At 42.8% G+C, this 20,648-nt stretch carries 20 protein-coding genes and 2 tRNA genes; 12 read left to right on the top strand and 10 right to left on the bottom strand.

What is annotated here, in order from left to right:
* Positions 1-7: 7 nt before the first annotated feature.
* Together AAEO56_RS06870 and AAEO56_RS06865 are read left to right on the top strand one after the other, a co-directional pair.
* The gene (locus AAEO56_RS06870) at positions 8-1,123 is read left to right on the top strand and encodes an AI-2E family transporter (RefSeq protein WP_341696291.1); all 1,116 of its coding nucleotides are present in this window, start codon (positions 8-10) and stop codon (positions 1,121-1,123) included.
* A gap of 84 nt (positions 1,124-1,207) precedes the next feature.
* Complete coding sequence (locus AAEO56_RS06865; protein WP_341696290.1) at positions 1,208-1,657, top strand: hypothetical protein; 450 nt, start codon at positions 1,208-1,210, stop codon at positions 1,655-1,657.
* A gap of 4 nt (positions 1,658-1,661) precedes the next feature.
* Here the strand turns inward: AAEO56_RS06865 and AAEO56_RS06860 are convergent, their stop codons facing one another.
* The 5 genes from AAEO56_RS06860 to proS all read right to left on the bottom strand — a co-directional run bounded on the left by AAEO56_RS06860 (position 1,662) and on the right by proS (position 4,531).
* Complete coding sequence (locus AAEO56_RS06860) at positions 1,662-2,297, bottom strand: class I SAM-dependent DNA methyltransferase (protein ID WP_341696289.1); 636 nt, start codon at positions 2,295-2,297, stop codon at positions 1,662-1,664.
* 230 nt (positions 2,298-2,527) lie between these two features.
* Positions 2,528-2,779, bottom strand: a complete 252-nt coding sequence (rpsT, locus tag AAEO56_RS06855; RefSeq protein WP_341696288.1) for a 30S ribosomal protein S20 — start codon at positions 2,777-2,779, stop codon at positions 2,528-2,530.
* A gap of 38 nt (positions 2,780-2,817) precedes the next feature.
* Positions 2,818-2,889, bottom strand: a tRNA-Glu gene (locus tag AAEO56_RS06850).
* Between the two features lie 13 nt (positions 2,890-2,902).
* Positions 2,903-2,974 (bottom strand) — tRNA-Glu (locus AAEO56_RS06845).
* 81 nt (positions 2,975-3,055) lie between these two features.
* The gene (gene proS / locus AAEO56_RS06840) at positions 3,056-4,531 is read right to left on the bottom strand and encodes a proline--tRNA ligase (RefSeq protein WP_341696287.1); all 1,476 of its coding nucleotides are present in this window, start codon (positions 4,529-4,531) and stop codon (positions 3,056-3,058) included.
* A gap of 103 nt (positions 4,532-4,634) precedes the next feature.
* On the opposite strand from proS, the gene AAEO56_RS06835 reads away from it, so the two are divergent.
* Both AAEO56_RS06835 and AAEO56_RS06830 read left to right on the top strand, forming a co-directional pair.
* Entirely contained in the window at positions 4,635-5,744 is a 1,110-nt protein-coding gene (locus AAEO56_RS06835) for a hypothetical protein (protein WP_341696286.1), read from the top strand.
* Between the two features lie 71 nt (positions 5,745-5,815).
* A complete protein-coding gene (locus AAEO56_RS06830) occupies positions 5,816-7,339 on the top strand; it encodes an OmpP1/FadL family transporter (protein ID WP_341696285.1) in 1,524 nt (507 codons plus the stop codon).
* Positions 7,340-7,383: 44 nt separating this feature from the next.
* Here AAEO56_RS06830 and AAEO56_RS06825 read toward each other — a convergent pair whose 3' ends face one another.
* Together AAEO56_RS06825 and AAEO56_RS19290 are read right to left on the bottom strand one after the other, a co-directional pair.
* Positions 7,384-8,304 (bottom strand): IS3 family transposase, encoded by a 921-nt coding sequence (locus tag AAEO56_RS06825; RefSeq protein WP_341696284.1) that lies wholly within the window; start codon positions 8,302-8,304, stop codon positions 7,384-7,386.
* Positions 8,198-8,626: a transposase gene (locus AAEO56_RS19290; protein WP_407934957.1), complete on the bottom strand. Its 429-nt coding sequence runs from the start codon at positions 8,624-8,626 to the stop codon at positions 8,198-8,200. The genes AAEO56_RS06825 and AAEO56_RS19290 overlap by 107 nt, the downstream gene beginning before the upstream one ends.
* 439 nt (positions 8,627-9,065) lie before the next feature.
* On the opposite strand from AAEO56_RS19290, the gene rimO reads away from it, so the two are divergent.
* Positions 9,066-10,397 (top strand): 30S ribosomal protein S12 methylthiotransferase RimO, encoded by a 1,332-nt coding sequence (gene rimO / locus AAEO56_RS06815; protein WP_341696283.1) that lies wholly within the window; start codon positions 9,066-9,068, stop codon positions 10,395-10,397.
* 62 nt (positions 10,398-10,459) lie between these two features.
* Entirely contained in the window at positions 10,460-10,852 is a 393-nt protein-coding gene (locus AAEO56_RS06810; protein ID WP_341696282.1) for a hypothetical protein, read from the top strand.
* 2 nt (positions 10,853-10,854) lie between these two features.
* Here the strand turns inward: AAEO56_RS06810 and AAEO56_RS06805 are convergent, their stop codons facing one another.
* Entirely contained in the window at positions 10,855-13,059 is a 2,205-nt protein-coding gene (locus tag AAEO56_RS06805; RefSeq protein ID WP_341696281.1) for a B12-binding domain-containing radical SAM protein, read from the bottom strand.
* Positions 13,060-13,140: 81 nt separating this feature from the next.
* On the opposite strand from AAEO56_RS06805, the gene AAEO56_RS06800 reads away from it, so the two are divergent.
* From AAEO56_RS06800 to AAEO56_RS06780, 6 genes are all read left to right on the top strand, one after another.
* Positions 13,141-16,428, top strand: a complete 3,288-nt coding sequence (locus AAEO56_RS06800; RefSeq protein ID WP_341696280.1) for a T9SS type B sorting domain-containing protein — start codon at positions 13,141-13,143, stop codon at positions 16,426-16,428.
* A 116-nt stretch (positions 16,429-16,544) separates the two neighbouring features.
* Positions 16,545-17,204, top strand: coding sequence for a hypothetical protein (locus AAEO56_RS06795; protein ID WP_341696279.1), 660 nt, complete (start codon positions 16,545-16,547; stop codon positions 17,202-17,204).
* Positions 17,205-17,250: 46 nt separating this feature from the next.
* Complete coding sequence (bshC, locus tag AAEO56_RS06790) at positions 17,251-18,840, top strand: bacillithiol biosynthesis cysteine-adding enzyme BshC (RefSeq protein WP_341696278.1); 1,590 nt, start codon at positions 17,251-17,253, stop codon at positions 18,838-18,840.
* A 35-nt stretch (positions 18,841-18,875) separates the two neighbouring features.
* On the top strand, positions 18,876-19,106 hold the full coding sequence (locus AAEO56_RS06785; RefSeq protein ID WP_341696277.1) for a hypothetical protein: 231 nt from the start codon (positions 18,876-18,878) through the stop codon (positions 19,104-19,106).
* Positions 19,096-19,383 (top strand): type II toxin-antitoxin system RelE/ParE family toxin, encoded by a 288-nt coding sequence (locus tag AAEO56_RS19285; protein ID WP_407934956.1) that lies wholly within the window; start codon positions 19,096-19,098, stop codon positions 19,381-19,383. The genes AAEO56_RS06785 and AAEO56_RS19285 overlap by 11 nt, the downstream gene beginning before the upstream one ends.
* Positions 19,384-19,440: 57 nt before the next feature.
* Complete coding sequence (locus AAEO56_RS06780; protein ID WP_341696276.1) at positions 19,441-19,860, top strand: nucleoside-diphosphate kinase; 420 nt, start codon at positions 19,441-19,443, stop codon at positions 19,858-19,860.
* Between the two features lie 56 nt (positions 19,861-19,916).
* Here AAEO56_RS06780 and AAEO56_RS06775 read toward each other — a convergent pair whose 3' ends face one another.
* On the bottom strand, positions 19,917-20,213 hold the full coding sequence (locus AAEO56_RS06775; protein ID WP_341696275.1) for a DUF721 domain-containing protein: 297 nt from the start codon (positions 20,211-20,213) through the stop codon (positions 19,917-19,919).
* Positions 20,213-20,629 carry a lipocalin family protein gene (locus tag AAEO56_RS06770; protein ID WP_341696274.1) on the bottom strand — a complete coding sequence of 139 codons (417 nt, stop codon included), beginning with the start codon at positions 20,627-20,629 and terminating at the stop codon, positions 20,213-20,215. Before AAEO56_RS06770 ends, AAEO56_RS06775 begins: the two co-directional genes overlap by 1 nt.
* Between the last annotated feature and the right edge of the window lie 19 nt (positions 20,630-20,648).

The raw sequence follows: 20,648 nt of genomic DNA, 5'->3' as shown, positions 1-20,648 counted from the left end.
CTTATCAATGAGACAAACTGTACAATTTCCTTATTACGCAAAATTAGCGCTCACACTTTTTATAGTAATAGCCATCACGGCCATCCTTTATATAGGACAGTCGGTTATTATTCCGCTGCTTATGGCGTTGTTATTTGCAATTTTGCTCCGCCCTGTGGCAAATTTTATGCAGACCAAAATGCGTATGCCCCACGTGCTAGCCTGTCTTTTAACGGTTATATTGTTCGTATTCTTCTTTGCTGTAATTTTCTATTTCATATCGGTACAGATTATAGACATGGCAAACGACTGGAATACCATGAAGGCTAACCTTATGCAGCATTACCATAACCTGCAGGAGTATGTAAGGGACAACTTTGACCTCAACAAAGCCGACCAGGCGAAACTGATAGAGAAAGCTACAGACGGCTCATTAGATTCCGGCAAGCAGATCGTAGGGACTACACTGATGTCCTTTTCCGATACCATGATGAACATGATCCTCGTGCAGGTTTATATATTCCTGATACTGCTTTACCGGACGCATTTTATTAAGTTCCTCTGTAAACTATTTGATTCAAAACATCATGAAAAGCTACAGGAAATCCTGGGCACCATAAAGGTTTCGGTACAAAGCTACATCATCGGGCTGCTTATAGAGTTTGTTATCGTATCGGTGCTCACTGCTGTCGGGCTTATGATAATAGGCGTGAAATATGCTATCCTTTTAGGGGTTATCACCGGGCTCCTCAACCTGATACCGTATATTGGCATACTGATCGCCGGAGTGCTGACTATAGTAGCCTCGCTTACAGGGACTGCTGATACATCTATCATCGTCGGCATCATTGTAGTAAATGTTGTTGTGCAATTAATAGATAACAACCTCCTGGTACCTATGATCGTGAGCTCAAAAGTAGAGATAAACGCGCTCGCCTCTATTGTGGGTATTATCATCGGGGGAATGCTGGGTGGAATTTCGGGAATGTTCCTCGCGATACCTATCATGGCAATTATTAAGGTAATTTTCGACAGGATCGATGCTGTTGAGCCCTGGGGCTACCTGCTGGGAGACGACCTGCCCCGGTCTTTTCAATGGCGGAAAAAGAGAAAGCCGAAACCAGTTGATAACCCGGAAGTGTAAATGTGAAAATTACCCTAATAGTTATAGCGTTAACCCAACTGTACCATTTTATCGTTGTAAATTAGTAGTATTAAGTAGTTACTCATGGAAATGACATCCCAGCTTTTCTGGTTATTCGTACTTGCAATCCCGATATCCTGCGTGGCCTGGACAGTCACACACGAAGAGATATTCAGGGAGCCCAGGGAATATTGCGTAGGGCGCAGCAGGAAAGGCCGCACAATGCTCGAACGGAAATTCTTTTATCTCTTTACCTGCGAATATTGCTTTAGCCATTATATCACCATCATTTTTATAGCCATGAGCGGTTTTCATTTGCTGCTTGATGACTGGCGGGGCTACATTATTGCCGGTTTTGCGTTGGTTTTTGTAGCCAATGCCTATATGAGCGCTTTTGCATTGCTGCGCCAGGCTATTAAAAAGGAAAAGACCGAAATTGAGAAAGAAAAAACGGTGATAGAAGTGATGAAAAAAAGCGTTGACCCGAGCCAAAGCACCACAGAGCTATATAAAGGAGACAATGAGATACTTTAAACTTTTATTTTTGTAAAATTGCAGTTATAATAAGGTCTACCACCTTCTCCCCATCCCGGCCCGGATATTCTTTTCGCTGAAGGTCAATAATCTTAAAGTTACTTTTTTCAAGTGCTGCTGTAAGATAACCTTCTTCATGATTGTACATATACACTTTATCGCCAGTTGAGGAGGTCCGCCAACCCGATGTAGCATAGTCATCTTCCATAGTGCTAATGTAGAGCACACCACTCGGGATAAGCAATGAAGAGGCATCCCCTATTACTATGACCACTTCTTCCCTGGAGAGGTATGGGAAGCAAAATCCGGCAATTACGCCATTGTATTTTTTCTCCAGATTACCAATGTCCCTGCAGTCCATTACCTCAAATACGGCCTCCGGGCAGTTTTGCCTTGCCAGCGCAATCATATTCTCAGAAAGGTCGACCCCTAATATGGTAAGGTTCGGGCGCTTGTTTAATAAATACCTGGTGATGTTGCCGGGACCGCAGGCGAGCTCAAGGATCGCGGCATCCTGCTTTTGTAAGGCATTGCAAAAGATGTCCAGCGAATCGTGGTAGAGGCTTACATCCATAAACCTGTCCTGATAGGCTGCAGCATGCTTATCGAATATATATTTTACAAGTTTGGTTTTATCCATCGCCAGATATTTGTCCAAAAATAATGATTTCAGATAAAACAAAAAATCCTTCAGCAGTCAGAAGGATTTAAAATATATTTTCGATAAAAATCAATGCGATTAGTACACAAGCACTCCAATCTTCATGAAGATGAAACTAAACCGCTTTTCGCTACTTTACTGTATATTAACCAAAACAAAAACTCCCCACTATCGCGGGGAGCCTGTATTATATAACATGCAGGACCTGATTAAAGAGCCGATACGTGCCTTGTAAGTTTTGATTTAAGGTTTGAAGCCTTGTTAGCGTGAATGATGTTCTTTTTCGCTAATTTGTCAATCATAGAGATTACAGAAGATAATTTTTCTGAAGCCTCACTCTTATCAGTAGCCATACGTATAGCTTTTATAGCGTTACGTGTAGTTTTATGCTGATACCTGTTCAACACCCTTTTCTTCTCGTTGGTCCTTATTCTCTTTAATGCTGACTTATGATTTGCCATTTTTTTCTTAACTTAATGTCGTTATTTACTTTTTATTGTAGTCCGTAGGGGAATCGAACCCCTGTTACCAGGATGAAAACCTGGCGTCCTAACCCCTAGACGAACGGACCATTATGAAATTTGTAGCCCGTGGGGGAATCGAACCCCCCTTACCAGGATGAAAACCTGGCGTCCTAACCGATAGACGAACGGGCCATTTTGTTTCTCTAATGCGGATGCAAAAATACAACTATTTTTTATTTGCACAATAGTCGAAACAAAAAAATACTAAAAATTTTAATATGCCCTTGCAAACAGCACCCTGCCTTTAGACGGAACCCCTGTAAACACACAGCTTCCCGCCTCTTCTTTCCTGCCTAAAGGAATACAGCGGATTGTGGCTTTTGTAAGGTCTTTTATCTTTTCTTCCGTTTCGGGCGTTCCATCCCAATGGGCAGAAACGAATCCGGCCTTGTTTTCAAGCACCTCTTTAAACTCTTCGAACGAGTTCACCTCTGTAATATGCTCTTCCCTGTAAGCCAAAGCTTTGGCAAACATATTTTTCTGCATCTCTTCAAGAAGGCTGCTAATATGGCTAACGATATCTGCGCTGAGTATGGTCTCTTTTTTAGAAAGGTCGTCCCTCCTTGCTACCTCAAATGTACCGTTAGCAAGGTCGTTTGGCCCTATTGCAACGCGCACCGGAACGCCTTTAAGCTCGTATTCATTGAACTTCCATCCCGGCTTGTGTGTGTCCCTGTCGTCATATTTTACCGATATGCCCAGCTTCCTAAGTCGCGCCATAAGTTGTTTCGCCTCTTCCGATATTGCAGCAAACTGCTCATCGCCTTTGTAGATAGGCACGATAACCACCTGTATAGGAGCCAGGTTTGGAGGCAGCACCAACCCTTTATCGTCAGAGTGCGTCATTACAAGCGCACCCATCAGGCGGGTAGAAACACCCCATGACGTAGCCCATACGTATTCCTGCTTACCTTCTTTGGTAGTAAACTTTACATCGAAAGCCTTTGCAAAATTCTGCCCCAAAAAGTGCGATGTACCTGCCTGTAATGCTTTTCCGTCCTGCATAAGGGCCTCTATACAATACGTCTCAATAGCCCCTGCAAAACGCTCATTGGCGCTCTTAACACCTTTAATCACCGGTATGGCCATGAAATTTTCGGCAAACTCAGCATATACGTTCATCATTTGTTCTGCTTCGGCAATGGCCTCCTGCTGTGTAGCATGTGCGGTATGCCCTTCCTGCCAAAGGAATTCGGCAGTCCTTAGGAAAAGCCTTGTCCTCATTTCCCAACGCACCACATTGGCCCACTGGTTAATAAGCAGCGGCAGGTCGCGGTAGGATTGTATCCAGCCCCTGTAGGTATCCCATATAATAGTTTCAGATGTCGGCCTTACGATAAGCTCTTCTTCAAGCTTAGCATCCGGGTCCACCTCGATCTTCCCGTCCTCGCCCGTTCTTAGCCTGTAATGAGTAACAACAGCGCACTCTTTTGCAAACCCATCCACATGGCTTGCCTCTTTGCTGAAGTACGACTTGGGTATGAACAGCGGGAAATAAGCATTCTGGTGGCCTGTTTCTTTAAACATCCTGTCCAGCTCTGCCTGCATTTTTTCCCAGATCGCATAGCCGTACGGCTTGATCACCATGCATCCCCTTACGCCCGAATTTTCGGCAAGGTCTGCTTTTACCACCAGTTCATTATACCATTTGGAATAATCTTCTGCGCGTGTCGTTAAATTCTTGCTCATTTTTAATAATTTGGCACAAATATTGTTTTACTTTTATAGAAAGAAATCGTCTGGCAAAACTAACTATTTTTGTACAGTCCAACAATAAAAAAAATGCAGAGATATGAAAACTGATTACATCACCTTAAGGTCCATCTCCCTCTACTCCATATTGGGAATCCTCGGTATGGCGGCAACGTCATGCAGCTCCTATAATAGCGTTTCTTCTACCGATAACGACGGTATATATGGCAATGTGCCGCGCAACGACAAGAACGAACCGGTTTATACCTACAACGACGGCAACGTGAGCCAATATAAAGATGGCGCTGTTACCGGACAGAACAGTAATGGCTACTCTACCTACTTTAATTCCCTCCAGGACGAATACCCGGTTGTTACCGATGTCGAGGGCTACAGCTCTTATGACAATGATACGGTTGCCGTTGCACAATCCTATAACGCTAATGCCGGCTGGGGCGAAGACCCAAATAACGTTACCGTAAATGTATACGGCGGCAATGGTTATGGCTACGGCGGCTATGGTTGGGGCGGTTACGGTGGCTGGGGCTATCCTTATTATGGAGGATACTACGGCGGTTGGGGCCTTGGCTGGGGCTGGGGCGGCGGCTGGTATGGTTCAGGCTGGGGACTTGGCTATGGCTGGGGCGGCTGGGGACTCGGTTACGGTGGCTGGGGTGGTTACTATGGTGGCTGGGGCTATGGAGGCTACGGCTACGGAAATGGCTACTACCACCATTACAACAACAATAACTATGGCTATAACAGGTCTACAGGATACTATCTCGGAGGGCGTAATGCCGGAGTAAACGGAAGGTATGCACAAGGCAGGAGAAGCACTACCAGCATCAACAACGGCAGGTCGGCTTACTCTTCTTCAAGAGGCAGTGCGACAGCAGGGAGGAGCCCAAGGTTTACCAACAGCAACAGCTCCCGTGGCAATAATGGCGTCGTAAGGTCAAGAGGCGACGTACAGTCTAACGGCGGACGAAGCAGCTCTTACAGCAATTCTTCAAGAAACAACGGCAATACCTACACTCCATCAAGGAGTACTTACTCCCCTTCAAGAAGCACTTCTGCACCAACAAGGAGCAGCGGAAACTTCAGCACTCCGTCCAGAAGCAGCGGAGGGGGCAGCTTTGGCGGCGGAAGATCCGGCGGTGGCGGCGGTGGCGGTGGCTCACGCGGCGGCGGCGGCGGACGCAGAGGCTAATACAAAATAAACCCCATGTTTATTTACGTTACAGTAAATCAACATGGGGTATCTTAATACAATGAAAAATCATGAAAAGAATCATATTTTCTGCTGCAGCACTTTTTGCAGTAGTGGCAACGTATGCCCAACAGGATCTTAATACTGCTGCCGACGCAGTGCGCTATTCCTCAGATAATTTAACCGGCACGGCACGTTTCAGAGCGATGAGCGGGGCCTTTGGTGCTGTGGGTGGCGATATATCGGCGATAGGGGTTAATCCGGCGGGCTCGGCTGTTTTCAATTATAATACCGGTACGGCTTCGGCTTCAAGCTATAACACAAGTAACAGCGCTGATTACTTTGGCACCAAAACCACCAAAAACAACAATGCTTTTGACCTGAACCAGGTGGGTGCGGTATTTGTTTTCAGCAATACTGCCGAAGGAGCTTTTATGAATAAGTTTACATTGGGTTTCAATTACGAGAATACCAATAGCTATTACAACAAGATCGATGCACAGGGCAATAATCCTACCAACTCTATTGATTCGTATTTTTTGCGCTATGCAAATGGCATCGGCAATGAAGGCGGAATCACCCTCAACACGCTGAAAAATGCTTATTATGACGAACTGAGCTTCATTGACCAGCAGGCTTACCTGGGCTACAATGCCTATATTTTCGACCCTGTAACGCAGGACGGAAGCAACACGCAATATACCAGCAACATTCCTGCCAACGGAAATTATTTCCAAAAAAACTCCTTATCCACAAGGGGTTATAACGGAAAGATGGCGCTTAACTTTGCCACACAGCTCAAACAAAGGTTTTACCTGGGTGGTAATATTAATTTCCATTTTACCGACTACGTAAAAACCACAAGCTTTTATGAAGATACAGGCAATCCGTCGACAACGGGCTTACAGGCGGTACGCTTCAATAACGAGCGGTATACGTATGGCGGGGGAATCTCTTTCAATGTGGGAGGAATCGTAAAGATTACCGAAGAGCTAAGAGCAGGTATAGCTTATGAATCGCCTACATGGTACAGGCTGCAGGACGAAATAACACAAAGCATTTCCTCCTTTTGCCCTGAATGTGATGCTAATAGCAACGAAGATACGTTTACTACGAATCCGGGAATAACCTTTGTTTTTGACAATTATACTATCAAAACGCCATCGAAATGGACAGGGAGCCTTGCTTATGTATTTGGCAAAAACGGCCTCCTGAGCGTCGATTATTCCCTGAAGGATTACAGTAAAACTGAATATAGGAATGCCCGCTACCAGGCTATCAATACAGAGCTTACCAACACGCTTACGATGGCCGGCGAGCTTCGCATAGGTGCAGAGTACCGCATTAAAAAGTTCAGCCTGAGGGGCGGTTACCGTTATATGGAAAGCCCTTATAAAAACGGAAGTACGATTGGCGCCCTTACCGGATATACCGGAGGCCTTGGCTATTCTTTCCCTGGATCGAGGCTCGACCTTGCTTATTCCTGGTACCAGCGTAAAATGGATTCACCGTTGCTTACCGCAGGGTTTACCGATGCGGCAAGGGTAACCTCAACTAACAACAATATCACACTATCGTATACAATAGACTTATAGTTTTCATCTTGTGAATCGTCCTAAAATAGGTTGACAGATTAATATTAATTTCCCGATTGCACTATGTAGTCGGGATTTTCATTTTTATATACCTGTTCAGGTGTTCTCATTTTTAAAGATAAATGAGGCCTTTTAGTGTTATACAAATATATACTTTCCTTAACTAATTGTATGGCCTGATCCTTAGTTTTAAGTTTCCTGTTAATGCCAAATTCCTCTTTAATAGTCCTATTCATTCTCTCTGCCAAAGCATTTTCATAAGGGTCTGAATTCTCAGTCATACTAAGCTTTATATTGTTTTTGGCTGTCAGGTTTACGTACTCCCTGCTACAATACTGTAAACCTCTGTCCGAGTGGTGTATAGTTTCAGCTTTTGCATTTACTTTTTGCCTTGTGGCCATTTTTAAAGCATTGATCATACTTGTAGTTTCCATAGTTGCATCAATAGCATATCCTACTATTTTTCTGCTGTAAGCATCTGTTACCATATTAAGATAACAGTTCCCTTCTTCTGTTTTGATGTATGTAATATCACTTACCCAAAGCTGGTCAGGTTCTTTAACCTCGAGGCCCTTAGCTATATTAGGCCATTTCCTAAGGTAGTGCCTGCTCATTGTTGTTTGTGTATAACGCCGCTTAGGCTTTATTAGCAGGTCATATTCATTAAGTAGGGCAAATAATTTATCCCTGCCAAATTTTATACATAGCTGCCCTAATTCTTCAGCTATTAAATAATATAGCTTCCGTGTTCCTAATCTTGGTAGTAGCTTCCTTTGCTTTTCGACAAGCAATTTAACCTGGGCTTTAATATTATCCTTTACAGCCATGTCCTTTTGCTGTTTATAGAAGTACTGACGACTATAGCCAAGGGTCTCTGCTACTAATTTGATGGAGTGCCCGGATCTTCCCTCTGCGCCTTGGAAGCTTCTTGCACAGAGGTAAATGCTTTTTTCTGATCTCCGCATTCATAGTGCTGTCTGCTATATCAATTACACGGTTAAGGATTTCTTTCTCAGCTTCAAGCCTTTTGATCTTTGCTTCCAATTGAGAGATTACTGTTTTAGGCGGTTGTTTTGATTTCATAGGAGATTTAGATTTCCAATCTAAGATACCATGTTTTCGTAACCAAACCAAAACGGTGCTCCTGCCTTGAATCCCATATTTCTTTTGGGATTCTTTATAAGTAAGGTGGCCTTTTTCTATCTCATCTACAACCTGTAATTTAAATGCTAAGCTGTAATCTTTTTGAGTCCGCTTTAAATGACTCTTACCATCACTGTTTTTCATATAAGTCGACTTTTGTGTCAACTCATTTCAGGACTATACATTGCTATATTTTGAAAAGCCATCTTTTTTGTAAAGATGGCTTTTTTATGGGCCTCACCCCCCGCCCTCTCCCAAGGAGAGGGAGCCAGAACGGTATTCATCAAATTTTCGGTTTACAGAGTATGCGGCATGAGTGTGGTTGGCGTGAGGGACAGAAGCGGCATCCCCCGCTTTTTCTGCGGGGATACAGCGACCCAAGGCTGAAAGCCGAACTGGCGAAGCAATGGCCCGACGGCGGAGGCACGGATCCGGCACGCTATAAAAAAGACAGTTAGATTTTTAGACTGCAAGACATATCTTAGTAAGGCACGTTTTTAGCAAACTGTAACCGTAAACTTTACCATTTAAAACGGTATACTATGAATAAAATGCTTAATTTTGCACTCCAATTTTCAACTACATGAGGACCAAATCGTTAAAGAAGAATAAGATCAATGTAATCACGCTTGGATGCTCCAAGAATGTGTACGACAGCGAAGTGCTGATGGGTCAGCTGCGCGCCAGCGGAAAAGACGTGACCCACGAAGCACCCGCGCATGAGGAAGGGAACATCATCGTGATAAATACCTGCGGGTTCATTGACAATGCAAAAGAAGAGTCGGTTAACATGATACTGAACTATGTTGACAAAAAAGAACAGGGCATTGTAGATAAGGTTTTCGTTACCGGATGTTTGTCCGAGCGTTACAAGCCGGACCTTATTAAAGAGATACCGAATGTGGACCAGTATTTCGGGACTACCGAATTGCCGGGACTACTGAAAGCACTTGGAGCCGACTATAAGCATGAATTGCTTGGCGAACGCCTTACCACTACCCCGAAAAACTATGCATACCTGAAAATTGCTGAAGGATGCGACCGACCGTGCAGCTTTTGTGCCATCCCTTTAATGAGGGGCAAACACGTATCGCAGCCGATTGAGAAATTGGTTAAAGAAGCCGAAGGCCTTGCGCGAAATGGCGTTAAAGAATTAATACTTATTGCGCAGGACCTTACTTATTACGGACTTGACCTGTATAAAAAACGTAACCTTGCCGAACTGCTTGAAAACCTTGTGAAGGTAGAAGGCATTGAATGGATAAGGCTGCACTATGCATTCCCTTCCGGTTTTCCGATGGATGTGCTGGAACTGATGAACCGAGAGCCGAAAATTTGTAACTACCTGGATATTCCGTTACAGCACATCAGCGACAAAATACTGAAGTCGATGCGCCGTGGTACTACCCAGGAAAAAACAACCAAACTGCTTAAGGAATTCAGGCAGGCCGTTCCCGGAATGGCGATACGCACGACGCTTATTGTAGGATATCCCGGTGAAACGGAAGAAGATTTCCAAATATTGAAGAACTGGGTTGAGGAAATGCGTTTTGAGCGTTTGGGCTGTTTTGCCTATTCGCACGAAGAGAATACTCATGCTTACCTTTTGGAAGACGATGTACCTGCCGATGTAAAGCAGAACCGTGCCAATGAGATCATGGAACTGCAATCGCAGATATCATGGGAACTGAACCAGGAGAAGATAGGCCAGACCTTCCGTTGTATCATTGACAGGAAAGAAGGCAGCCACTTTATAGGCAGGACAGAATTTGACAGCCCGGATGTGGACAATGAGGTGCTGATCGATGCATCCCTTGCTTACCTTAAAACAGGAGAGTTCGTAAACATAACAATTACCGATGCCACAGAGTTCGATCTCTACGGTATTCCGGCCGATATAAAAATTGAGGCATAATATTTGAAAGCTAAAGGTATACTTTAGCTTTTTTTATTAAGTTTGATAAATACTTTTTTACAATGAAATTCAAGGCATCGTACATCGTCCTGCTGTTTATATTTTTCATGTCTTTTTCGGCCTCAGCACAGGTTGACCGCAGCATAGGCCGCGAACAGTATAAGCCGGCTAAAGTTAAAAAAGATAAAAAGAAAATGGATTTCGTAGAACGGTCTGTAGATTACCTGACCCAAACACTTAAGCTGGATGCATTTCAGGCCGCAGCAATAAGGGATATCCTTGAGCAGGAACGTGACCATATTACAGAGCTTAATACAATAACCGGTATCACGGCAGATCAAAGAAGGGATATGGCAGTAGATATATCGAACAGGATCTACAAGCAGGTACTGCCTTTATTATCAAAGGACCAGGCAGAAATTTATACCAAAATGGAGGAGTCCAAGAAATTCTGATGTTATAAAACTAATAGCCCAAATCCCCGTAGGGTATTCACGGGTTTGCTGTACCAAAACAATTCAAAATCTTCCATATCGGCTTCATAACTTTGCTTTGCCTGGGCGAAAGTCATCACAGCATTATTTTGCGACGCTGCTTTTTCAAGGAACTCCTTTAACCATTCTGCGTTTTCTTTTGAGACCTGTATGGAAAAGCTTTCTTTTTTATCGTGGAATGTCAAACCTGCCATTTCAAACGACTGCCCTTTTTTGTTTTTGGTAAAATAAGCAACGGATGGCTTCCCCCCTGTCCAAACTAATTTGGCGGTCGGCTTTATATTCAAACTATCTTCTTCCTGTAATACATTATAGATGTAATCATCAGGGACTTTTGTACGCGGCACTTTAAATTCAAACCAGTGCTGCAACGGATAGTCAAAGCAAATGCCATGCATATAATTGAACAGTGACTTTTTTAGTCCAAAGCTGAACTTATCGTGGTTGGCACCGCTGTTATCAATATGCACGATGTCGTTATTGGCAAAACTCCCTACAATGTCGCTTTCTTTCACCACACTGAATTTTTCGGGGTACATACCCACGGGGCTGTGGGCGGTCATAGCGAATTGGTGCCAAAACCCGGACTGCAATATCCCTGTTTCGAACATCTGGCGCACCATTTCGAGCGAGTCGATAGTTTCCTGTGCACTTTGGGTTGGAAAGCCATACATCAGGTAGGCATGCACCATAATGCCTGCTTCGGTAAAATTACGGGTAACACGGGCCACCTGTGCTACGGTTACGCCTTTTTGTATCAGTTCCAAAAGCCTGTCGGATGCTACTTCCAACCCACCGGACACAGCGATACATCCCGAAGTTTTCAATAGACGGCACAGGTCGGCTGTAAAGCTTTTTTCAAAACGGATATTCGTCCACCAGGTCACGGCGAGGTTGCGCCGCACGATCTCCAACGCCACTTCCCGCATCAATGCCGGTGGCGCGGCCTCATCGACAAAGTGGAATCCGTTCTGGCCCGTTTGAGCGATCAGCTCTTCCATCCTGTCCACAAGCAATTTTGCCGCAACAGGCTCGTATATTTTTATATAGTCAAGTGATATATCGCAGAATGTACACTTGCCCCAATAGCAGCCGTGGGCCATGGTAAGCTTGTTCCAACGCCCATCGCTCCACATACGGTGCATAGGGTTCACGATCTCGATGACCGAAATATAATTATCTAAAAGCAAGTCCGAATAATCCGGCGTACCCACATCCGACTGCTTATAATCCCTGTATCCCGAGTTGTCGATGTATTTAACCTGGCCCCCAACCAAAGCAAAAGTGCGCTTCAACTGGCTGATATCCCTTTTGCCATCGATATGTTCTATAAGGCATTCTATGGGCGATTCGCCATCGTCAAGCGTAATGAAGTCGAAGAACTCCATAACACGTATATCCGAAAGTGAACGTAGTTCCGTATTCGGGAAACCACCGCCCATTGCGACCTTTGCACCCTGAAAATGCTGCTTTATGAATTGTGCGCTCCTGAACGCCGCATAGAGATTACCCGGAAACGGCACCGAAAAACACACCAGCTGTGGGTTGAGGTCCAGCATCCTTTCATGCAGCAGTCCGATCAATATTCGGTCAATGTAAGTATAAGGCTGCTGCAGGCTTTCGTATAATTCGTCGAAGGAGTTAGCAGAACGCCCGAGCCTTTCGGCATAGCGGCTAAAGCCAAAATGCGGGTCGATGCACTCTACGATCAGGTCGGAAATATCTTCAAGGTACAGAGTGGCAAAATGCTTGGCCTTATCCTGTGTCCCCATCGAGCCAAATGCCCAGTCCAGTTCCTCCAGCTGTGCAAAGCGTGAAGCTTCCGGCAGGAAATCCTCGCTGCAAATGAGGTGTGCCAGCGTGGGGTTCTTCCCTTGCAGGAACAGCATCACGGGGTCTATGGTTTTGAGGTAGTCGTTTTTTAAAGCAAGGATGCGTTCGGAGTTGGTTGTCAGTTGTTGGTTGCCGGTTGTCAGCTCTCCGATTTGTTCGAATAAATCAGTTAGGCCCTGCTTCGAGAACAGCTTTAAAATAACTTCAATACCCAGGTCGGCCTGAAAGGACGGGATACCTTTGGTATTGAGGAAACCCTTCAGGTAGGCGGTCGCCGGGTAGGGCGTATTGAGCTGTGTGAAAGGCGGCGTTATTAAAAAGGCTTTGGTGTTCAAATTTTAATTTTCAGGAATGTAAAAGTAAAGCATATTTATGAACTATAATAATTTGTATGTTTGTTCACAAAATTTTAAGAAATGAATTTCCTCAGGATCTTGTTACTATTAATGATCTGCAATATTTCATTTGCTCAGCAATTGGAATGGGCTCAGCACTTTGGACAAAGCGAACTGCAACGGATAAAAGGAATTGCTATTGATAACGAAGGTAACAGTTATGTAATAGGCGAAACTTATGCCGGGACAACCGACCTTGATCCGGGACCAGGAGTGTTTAACCTGGTCCACCCAGGAGTACAATGGACCGGATATAGTGATATTTTCATAGTCAAACTCGACCCCAGTGGAAATTTTTTATGGGGAAAAGGACTCACCACTACCTTAAATAGTTCCAATTCTGCAGAAGGTATAACTATAGATCCAAATGGGGATATTTACACGCTTATGATGACGTGGAACTCAACAACATCTACCAATACAATCAAAAAATTTGACAGTAATGGCAATGAACTAATGAGCCGTAATATTAAAAACCTTAATAATGCCCCTAATAGCAATATATTGTCGCATTCATTTGATGTTGATGCTGATGCAAACATTTATGTGACAGGATATTTTTATAATACCGTAACACTTGATAATAGCAACCCAGAATTTACACTGCAAACTACCGGCTTCGGAAATTATGCTTTAAAATTAAACGCTGCCGGGGAAATAGTATGGGCGAAGGAATTTTTAGACAATCCCAGTTTTGACGGCGCACATAAGATAAAAGTGCGACCGGACGGAGATCTTAACTTACTTGTAGCTACGCAACAAATGAATGCTGAAGAAACGGGCTACGATTATGGCCAGATATTATACAAGATTAATCAGGCAGATTGTGGTATCATTTGGTCAAAGAGCCTTTCGAAGCAAATGCCATTAACTTTTACTATTGCTCCGGATGGCCAGATCATAATAGGATCGACATTTCAAAATGAAGTTATAGATGTAGACCCATCTGATGCCCAACATTTGATCACTCCTGATAATGTGTCTGTCAATATGTATTTTTTATGGCTTTCGGCAGAAGGGGAATATATTGATGTAAAACCTTACTACTCTGTATGGCAGCAACCCTATGTAACGGATATTGAAGTTGACGTGGATAATAATTACTATTTCACAGGTTACTTTGCAGGTGATCTTGACATGGATCCGGGAGAAGGGGAGTTTATACTTTCTTCAACTACTGAACAGGATGCCATGGTCATACAATTAAATCCTGACCGGTCCTTCGAAAATGCCTATAAATTTGGTGACGGCACATCTATACTGATAACTGACATTGAGACCAGCAACGGGTATGTTTATCTGGGAGGAGGCTATGTAGAGGGAGTTGATTTTGACCCTGGTCCCGAAGAATTGTGGCTTCTTTCTGAATATAACGGTATAATAGCAAGTGATGGCTATATCTTAAAACTTGGACAGTGTAACACGAATGCCCCGGATGGACAGGCTAACCAATATTTTTGCGGCACATCCGGAGCGACAATATCTGCCTTGTTGCCAAATTCAGACACAATTGCCTGGTACAATAGTGAAACATCTACCGCGCCGTTAAATGCAAATGAAACATTGCTTGACGGAAATACTTATTATGCCGCGCGTATCCAAAATTGCGCCAGTATTGCACAAAGGCTTGCAGTGACGGCACACCTTACTACCACTCCCACTGCACCATCTGCATTGAACCAGCAGTTTTGCTCATCCCAAAATTCTATTATAAGTAACCTGACAGCTACCGGAGCTGATATAAAATGGTATGACAGTGCCGTCGCAGGAAATTTACTTGCCCCTACAACGGCATTAGTTAATGGACAGGCGTATTATGCTTCGCAAACTGTTAACGGCTGTGAAAGCCCGAGGACACCTGTTATTGTAAGCCTTGTTTCAACACCTTCTGTAACAGCTACATCACCGCAAACATTCTGCAGCCAGCAGAATGCGACAGTAGCAAATCTGGCTATTACAGGAACAGACATAAAAGTATACGATCAATTAACGGGCGGCAACCTGTTTTCGGCCCCAACACTATTAAACAACAATCAGGTTTATTATTGTACACAAACATTAAATGGCTGCGAAAGTGACGTACGTATCCCAATAACGGTTAACCTTACAAACACACCAGCTCCTACAGCAACTGCAACCCAAAACTTTTGCTCAAGTATTACACCAAATATTTCCGATCTAACCGTATCAGGGCAAAATATACAATGGTATGATGCACCTACAGGTGGCAATTTGCTGCCTGTGGGAACATTGCTGGGCAATATGCCTTATTATGCATCACAAACTGTTGACGGATGTGAAAGTGCAGTAAGGACCATGGTAAACGTAGTAATGAACAATTCCGGATTTACTGCATCAGATTATGTTGCTTTTCTTTGCGATGATGCTGACGAAGGCTCAATGATTATCGATTTGTCTATATACGATGAAAATTTAGTGACTAATCCTTCGGATTATGACATTTCCTATTATACATCCCTTACAGGTGCACAAAACGAGATCAATACAGATGAGATCTCAGATTTCAAAAACTTCACTGTTGCTACAGGACAAACCACAATTTATGTAAGGATAATGTTGCCGGGCGGATGTTATAAGGTTGCCGAATTAAAGATCAACCTAAACCCTCATCTGGATTTGGTGACTGACGAGGAATATTTCCTTTGCGGATCCGGAGGTGTTACCGTGACAGCAAGTGGTTCTTTCGACAGCTATGAATGGTCGGCAGGGGGTATTTCCGGGTCAATAACTGTAACGCAGCCAGGAAATTATTGGGTAAAAGGAATTAAGCATTATGGAGATGCTTTGTGCGTAACCACCAAAAATTTCATTGTCAACCAATTACCTTCTCCTGAGATAATATCTATTGATATTAAAGACTGGAGTGCTGCCAATAATCAGGTGGCAGTATATGCGACAGGCGATGGAATTGAATTTTCTATAGACGGGATAAATTTTCAGTCGGGCAATATCTTTACAGGTCTTGAGCCCGGAATTTATATTGTATATGTGCGCAACAACTGCGGCCTGGACAAACAGCAGATCGTTTTGCTTGATTATCCCAGATATTTTTCCCCTAACGGAGACGGGAAAAATGATCTTTGGAACCTTGACTATGCGTTTTTTGGAAGCAGGGTAGATATTGTGATTTTTGACCGGTTCGGTAAAACTCTTACAAAGTTAAATTACCATAGTATTGGATGGGATGGAACATATAATAACCAACCTTTACCTGCCGATGACTATTGGTTTGTTGCTACCCGCAGTGATGGCAAAGAATACAGGGGCCACTTCTCTCTGATGCGCTAATTTATACAGCAAACGACCCAATTCCCTTTTGAGAATCGGCATTAAAGTAGAACATGTTTTTCAGGAGTGAGGAGTGAAGGGATTTTGGGTATATTTACACATATTCAAAATTAAACATGAAAAAGCTTTTCATCTTAATAACAATTATCATTACTGCTTTTGGTTATTCCCAAAATTGCGAATGTACTGAATATCAAAAGGAAGTATTTAAAGATCCTGCTATGGACACTTTTAATTTTAGCAATGGGGAAAAATTAAGAATTTGCCCGGCAATCAGGTATTCTCCTTATAAGCCATATAAAAATTATTATTTCAAAGACTTTGCCCTTGAAAATTGCCAAAATGAAAACAGGATTAGAGTTTGGGGAAATCTCTATTGTAAGGCGATATTCAATCAGGATACACTGTCAATCATTGAAACTGTAAAATTACCTGTCGGTCAAAAGAGAAAATTTGAAGTAGTGAATAAAAGTATTACTACAATCTACATTGACAACGGGAAAGTTGTTAGTAATTACAAAAAACTATCCATTAGAAAATATAATCAAGCTGAAATTGAGGTAGTTTTAAAGGAACATGAGGCTGCATTAAAAAGCAAAAAGAAGAAGAATTTTGAACATTTATATAGCTCGCTACTAGTAGCAGGATTATCCGGAAATGAAAAAGCATTGGAATATTTTATAAATTTCCAATCAGATTTTGAAGATATTATTACTGATCCTGAAATTGAAGATTATAACAATTTAAAGTCAGCATTTATTGAAACTGACGAATAGCAATGCCTATCCCTTTTTTCCGTAATTTTACACAAAACAAATTACAATGCCATCAGACTGTATCAGCTTCCAGGACTCAGGATATTTTACCCCGCTTATCGTTGATTACCTTAACCAAAAAGAAACCCTGAAGCCGCTGTACAAACGCTTCCCTACCCTTGAGAATTTTAAATTACAGCTGGAGGAAAAGCAGGCAAATTACAGCCATGGTTCCCGTAGCGTACTCGTAAATTCTTTACTGAAGCAATATGAAGAAGTTGATGCATCGAAAGATACATTGCAAAACATACAGCTGTTAAATAAAGAAAACACCTTTACCATAACCACCGGCCACCAGCTTAACTTGTTTACCGGCCCATTATATTTTCTCTATAAAATAGTTTCGACCATCAACTTATCAAAGGAGTTGAAAGCCGCTTACCCGCAGTATAACTTCGTGCCAGTGTACTGGATGGCTACTGAAGACCATGACTTTGAGGAGATCAACTACTTTAATTTCCGAAATAAAAAAATAAAATGGCCGCGTGAAAGCGCAGGGCCTGTAGGAAGGCTTTCCACCGAAGGGCTTGATGCTGTGCTTGAGGTTTTCAGTAAGGAATTAGGTCCGGGCAATAATGCGGAATGGCTGAAGTCGCTATTCAAAAAAGCGTATTTAGAGCATGATAATCTTGCAGATGCCACACGATATTTGGCAAATGCCATTTTCGGACAGGAAGGATTGGTAATAATCGATGCGGACAGGCCGGAACTGAAAAGCCTTTTTATTCCGCATGTAAAAGAAGAATTGACCAGCCAGGTTTCCCATCATAAGGTAGCGGAAACGGCTGAACATCTAAGCGATTATAATATCCAGGTCAACCCACGGGAGATCAACCTCTTCTATATAGAGGACAATCTTCGTGAGCGCATCATTTTAAAAGATGGTGTTTATTACATCAACAACACCGAACTGCAATTCACCGAAACAGAATTCCTCAACGTATTGGAAAGCAACCCTGAAAAATTCAGCCCGAATGTTATTATGCGGCCGCTCTACCAGGAAGTGATACTGCCCAACCTGTGCTACATTGGCGGCGGCGGCGAGATCGCTTATTGGCTGGAACTGAAGTCTTTCTTTGAGGTATCAAACGTAACGTTCCCTATACTGCTGTTACGTAACTCTGTATTGTTGGCTACCCAAAAGCAGGCTGATAAACTTGATAAGCTTGGCCTTACCTGGGCTGATATGTTCTCTAAACAACAGGATTTGCTAAACCGCAAGGTGCAGGGCTTCTCTGAATTCCAACTGGATTTTTCAAGTCAAAAAGAATTCCTGAAAAAGCAATTCGAAAAACTTTCAGAAATAGCAGCTAAAACCGACGCATCGTTTACCGGCGCCGTAAAGGCACAGGAGCTGAAACAAGTGAAAGGCCTTGAAAACCTTGAAAAACGTTTACTGAAAGCTGAAAAACGCAGGCATACTGACGAACTGGAGCGAATAACGCTTTTGCAGAATGAGCTTTTTCCGGGCAGGAGCCTTCAGGAGCGGAAAGCCAACTTTTCAGAATTCTACCTTGAGTTTGACGGCAGGCTGCTTCCTGATTTATTCAGTCACTTAAAGCCTCTGGAGCAGGAGTTTAATGTGGTCGTACTTTAAAAATATTTGTATATTTATACTATAAACTATACGCCATGAATATTACAAAAGAAAAAGAGCGCCTGAAAATTGCCATTGATAAGGTCGAGGATCCGGAAATACTGGACAGGATAAGCCAGATTCTTTCAGGCAGTGAGAGAATTTCACTAACCGATGAACAGTTAGCGATCGTTAGAGAAAGTAAGGAAGAATACCTTAGGGATCCATCAACGGGAATGTCACTTGAGGATTTCGAAGCTCACATGAAAAAGAAATATGGGTTTTAAAGAGATAATTTCCAGGGCTGCCCAAATACATATTGACGAAGCTTTTTACTACTACGAATTACAACAACCCGGCCTTGGCTCACGATTCTTTATTGAATTTAAGAATGCAACTAAATACATTCTCTTAGACCCTTACTTATTCCGTTTAAAATCGAATAATTTGAGAGAATTAAAATTATCGGTATTTCCGTATATAATAATTTACGAAATTATAGAGGAGACTGTATTGATAGCAGCAGTTTTCCACACTTCGCAAAATCCCCGAAAGAAACCCTAGAAATAATATGGATTTGATGTAAAAACTACTATTTTTGCACCAAATTTAAAAAAGACTATGGCTACTAACAGGACATTTACAATGATTAAGCCGGATGGTGTTGAGAACGGACACATCGGTGGTATTTTATCAATGATTACTGAAGCAGGCTTCAGGATCGTATCTTTAAAGCTTACACAACTTACAACTGCTGATGCACAGGCATTTTACGCTGTTCACAGTGCAAGGCCTTTTTATGGTGAGTTGGTAGAATTCATGACAAGGGGGCCTATTGTTGCGGCTATCCTTGAAAAAGAAAATGCTGTTGAAGATTTCAGGACGTTAATTGGTTCTACAAATCCTGCTGATGCTGCCGAAGGCACTATCCGTAAAAAATATGCAAAATCTGTGGGCGAGAATGCGGTTCACGGTTCTGACAGCGATGAGAATGCAGCTATCGAAAGCGCTTTCCATTTTGCAGGCAGGGAGCAGTTCTAATACAGGACAAACAAACACACTATACTAAAAATGCCGCTGTAAAAAGCGGCATTTTTTTATCGTAATACAACGGTTTTCACTACTTCGCGCTTGAGCTCCTCATTGATCATCCTGACGATCTTTTCCTTTCCGTAGCTTAATTCCTCGCGCAGCACAGCGGAAGTCAGCTCTACATACAGCGTCGTCCCCTTTAGCATTATTTCACGGGTATAATTATTCACGCCAGTACCCATAAGGTTCTTCCAGGCCTCACGCACGTCTATTTTATCCATGCCCGGCTGTAGCCTGTTCACATTCATAAATTCCTTCAGCACATCACCTATAGAATTCTCCCCATTGAGTCGCTTTGCCATTATTTTACAGTAAAAGGTTCCGGTTTTTTATAATGGTATTCCATTTTGTGGTCATTCTTCAACACCAGCTCGTCATCGTCCAGTGTTACTATCTCCTCCTGCCATTTAGCAAATTCGGTTGCGTAAACTATAAATGTCTTACCCTCTTTTTCGGTGATACTTATTTTTTCAGAAACATCATTTGTAAGGTAGGTACCGTCAAATTGCGGCATCACTTTTTTACGGATCCCCTCTTTCCCTTTCAATTCAAAATAATCGATCGTTGGGTTTACACCATAATCTTTTGTACTGCCATCGGGCATAATGACTTTCTCAATTTCCCAATAGCCGGTCAGTTTTTTTAAGCTGTCATCAGTTACCTTTCCACACGAAATGGCCGAAAGGAAAACCAGCAGTAATACGATTTGTTTCATCATTATAAATTGAAGCGTAAAA

Origin of the sequence: Flavobacterium arundinis (assembly GCF_038289855.1) — a bacterium.
GTDB classification, from domain to species: domain Bacteria; phylum Bacteroidota; class Bacteroidia; order Flavobacteriales; family Flavobacteriaceae; genus Flavobacterium; species Flavobacterium arundinis.
The sequence above is the reverse complement of the archived record's forward strand: the minus strand, read 5'-3'. Positions and strand labels throughout refer to the sequence as shown.

Excerpts from the sequence above, each read along its gene's own strand:
- AAEO56_RS06795 (WP_341696279.1), top strand. The coding sequence starts at position 16,545 with ATGAAAAAGCTTTTCATCTTAATAACAATTATCATTACTGCTTTTGGT.
- bshC (WP_341696278.1), top strand. The coding sequence starts at position 17,251 with ATGCCATCAGACTGTATCAGCTTCCAGGACTCAGGATATTTTACCCCG.
- AAEO56_RS06865 (WP_341696290.1), top strand. The coding sequence starts at position 1,208 with ATGGAAATGACATCCCAGCTTTTCTGGTTATTCGTACTTGCAATCCCG.
- AAEO56_RS06800 (WP_341696280.1), top strand. The coding sequence starts at position 13,141 with ATGAATTTCCTCAGGATCTTGTTACTATTAATGATCTGCAATATTTCA.
- proS (WP_341696287.1), bottom strand. The coding sequence starts at position 4,531 with ATGAGCAAGAATTTAACGACACGCGCAGAAGATTATTCCAAATGGTAT.
- AAEO56_RS06775 (WP_341696275.1), bottom strand. The coding sequence starts at position 20,213 with ATGGCAAAGCGACTCAATGGGGAGAATTCTATAGGTGATGTGCTGAAG.
- AAEO56_RS06785 (WP_341696277.1), top strand. The coding sequence starts at position 18,876 with ATGAATATTACAAAAGAAAAAGAGCGCCTGAAAATTGCCATTGATAAG.
- AAEO56_RS19290 (WP_407934957.1), bottom strand. The coding sequence starts at position 8,626 with ATGAAAAACAGTGATGGTAAGAGTCATTTAAAGCGGACTCAAAAAGAT.
- AAEO56_RS06835 (WP_341696286.1), top strand. The coding sequence starts at position 4,635 with ATGAAAACTGATTACATCACCTTAAGGTCCATCTCCCTCTACTCCATA.
- AAEO56_RS19285 (WP_407934956.1), top strand. The coding sequence starts at position 19,096 with ATGGGTTTTAAAGAGATAATTTCCAGGGCTGCCCAAATACATATTGAC.
- rpsT (WP_341696288.1), bottom strand. The coding sequence starts at position 2,779 with ATGGCAAATCATAAGTCAGCATTAAAGAGAATAAGGACCAACGAGAAG.
- AAEO56_RS06870 (WP_341696291.1), top strand. The coding sequence starts at position 8 with ATGAGACAAACTGTACAATTTCCTTATTACGCAAAATTAGCGCTCACA.
- AAEO56_RS06830 (WP_341696285.1), top strand. The coding sequence starts at position 5,816 with ATGAAAAGAATCATATTTTCTGCTGCAGCACTTTTTGCAGTAGTGGCA.
- AAEO56_RS06860 (WP_341696289.1), bottom strand. The coding sequence starts at position 2,297 with ATGGATAAAACCAAACTTGTAAAATATATATTCGATAAGCATGCTGCA.
- AAEO56_RS06825 (WP_341696284.1), bottom strand. The coding sequence starts at position 8,304 with ATGCGGAGATCAGAAAAAAGCATTTACCTCTGTGCAAGAAGCTTCCAA.
- AAEO56_RS06770 (WP_341696274.1), bottom strand. The coding sequence starts at position 20,629 with ATGATGAAACAAATCGTATTACTGCTGGTTTTCCTTTCGGCCATTTCG.
- AAEO56_RS06810 (WP_341696282.1), top strand. The coding sequence starts at position 10,460 with ATGAAATTCAAGGCATCGTACATCGTCCTGCTGTTTATATTTTTCATG.
- AAEO56_RS06780 (WP_341696276.1), top strand. The coding sequence starts at position 19,441 with ATGGCTACTAACAGGACATTTACAATGATTAAGCCGGATGGTGTTGAG.
- rimO (WP_341696283.1), top strand. The coding sequence starts at position 9,066 with ATGAGGACCAAATCGTTAAAGAAGAATAAGATCAATGTAATCACGCTT.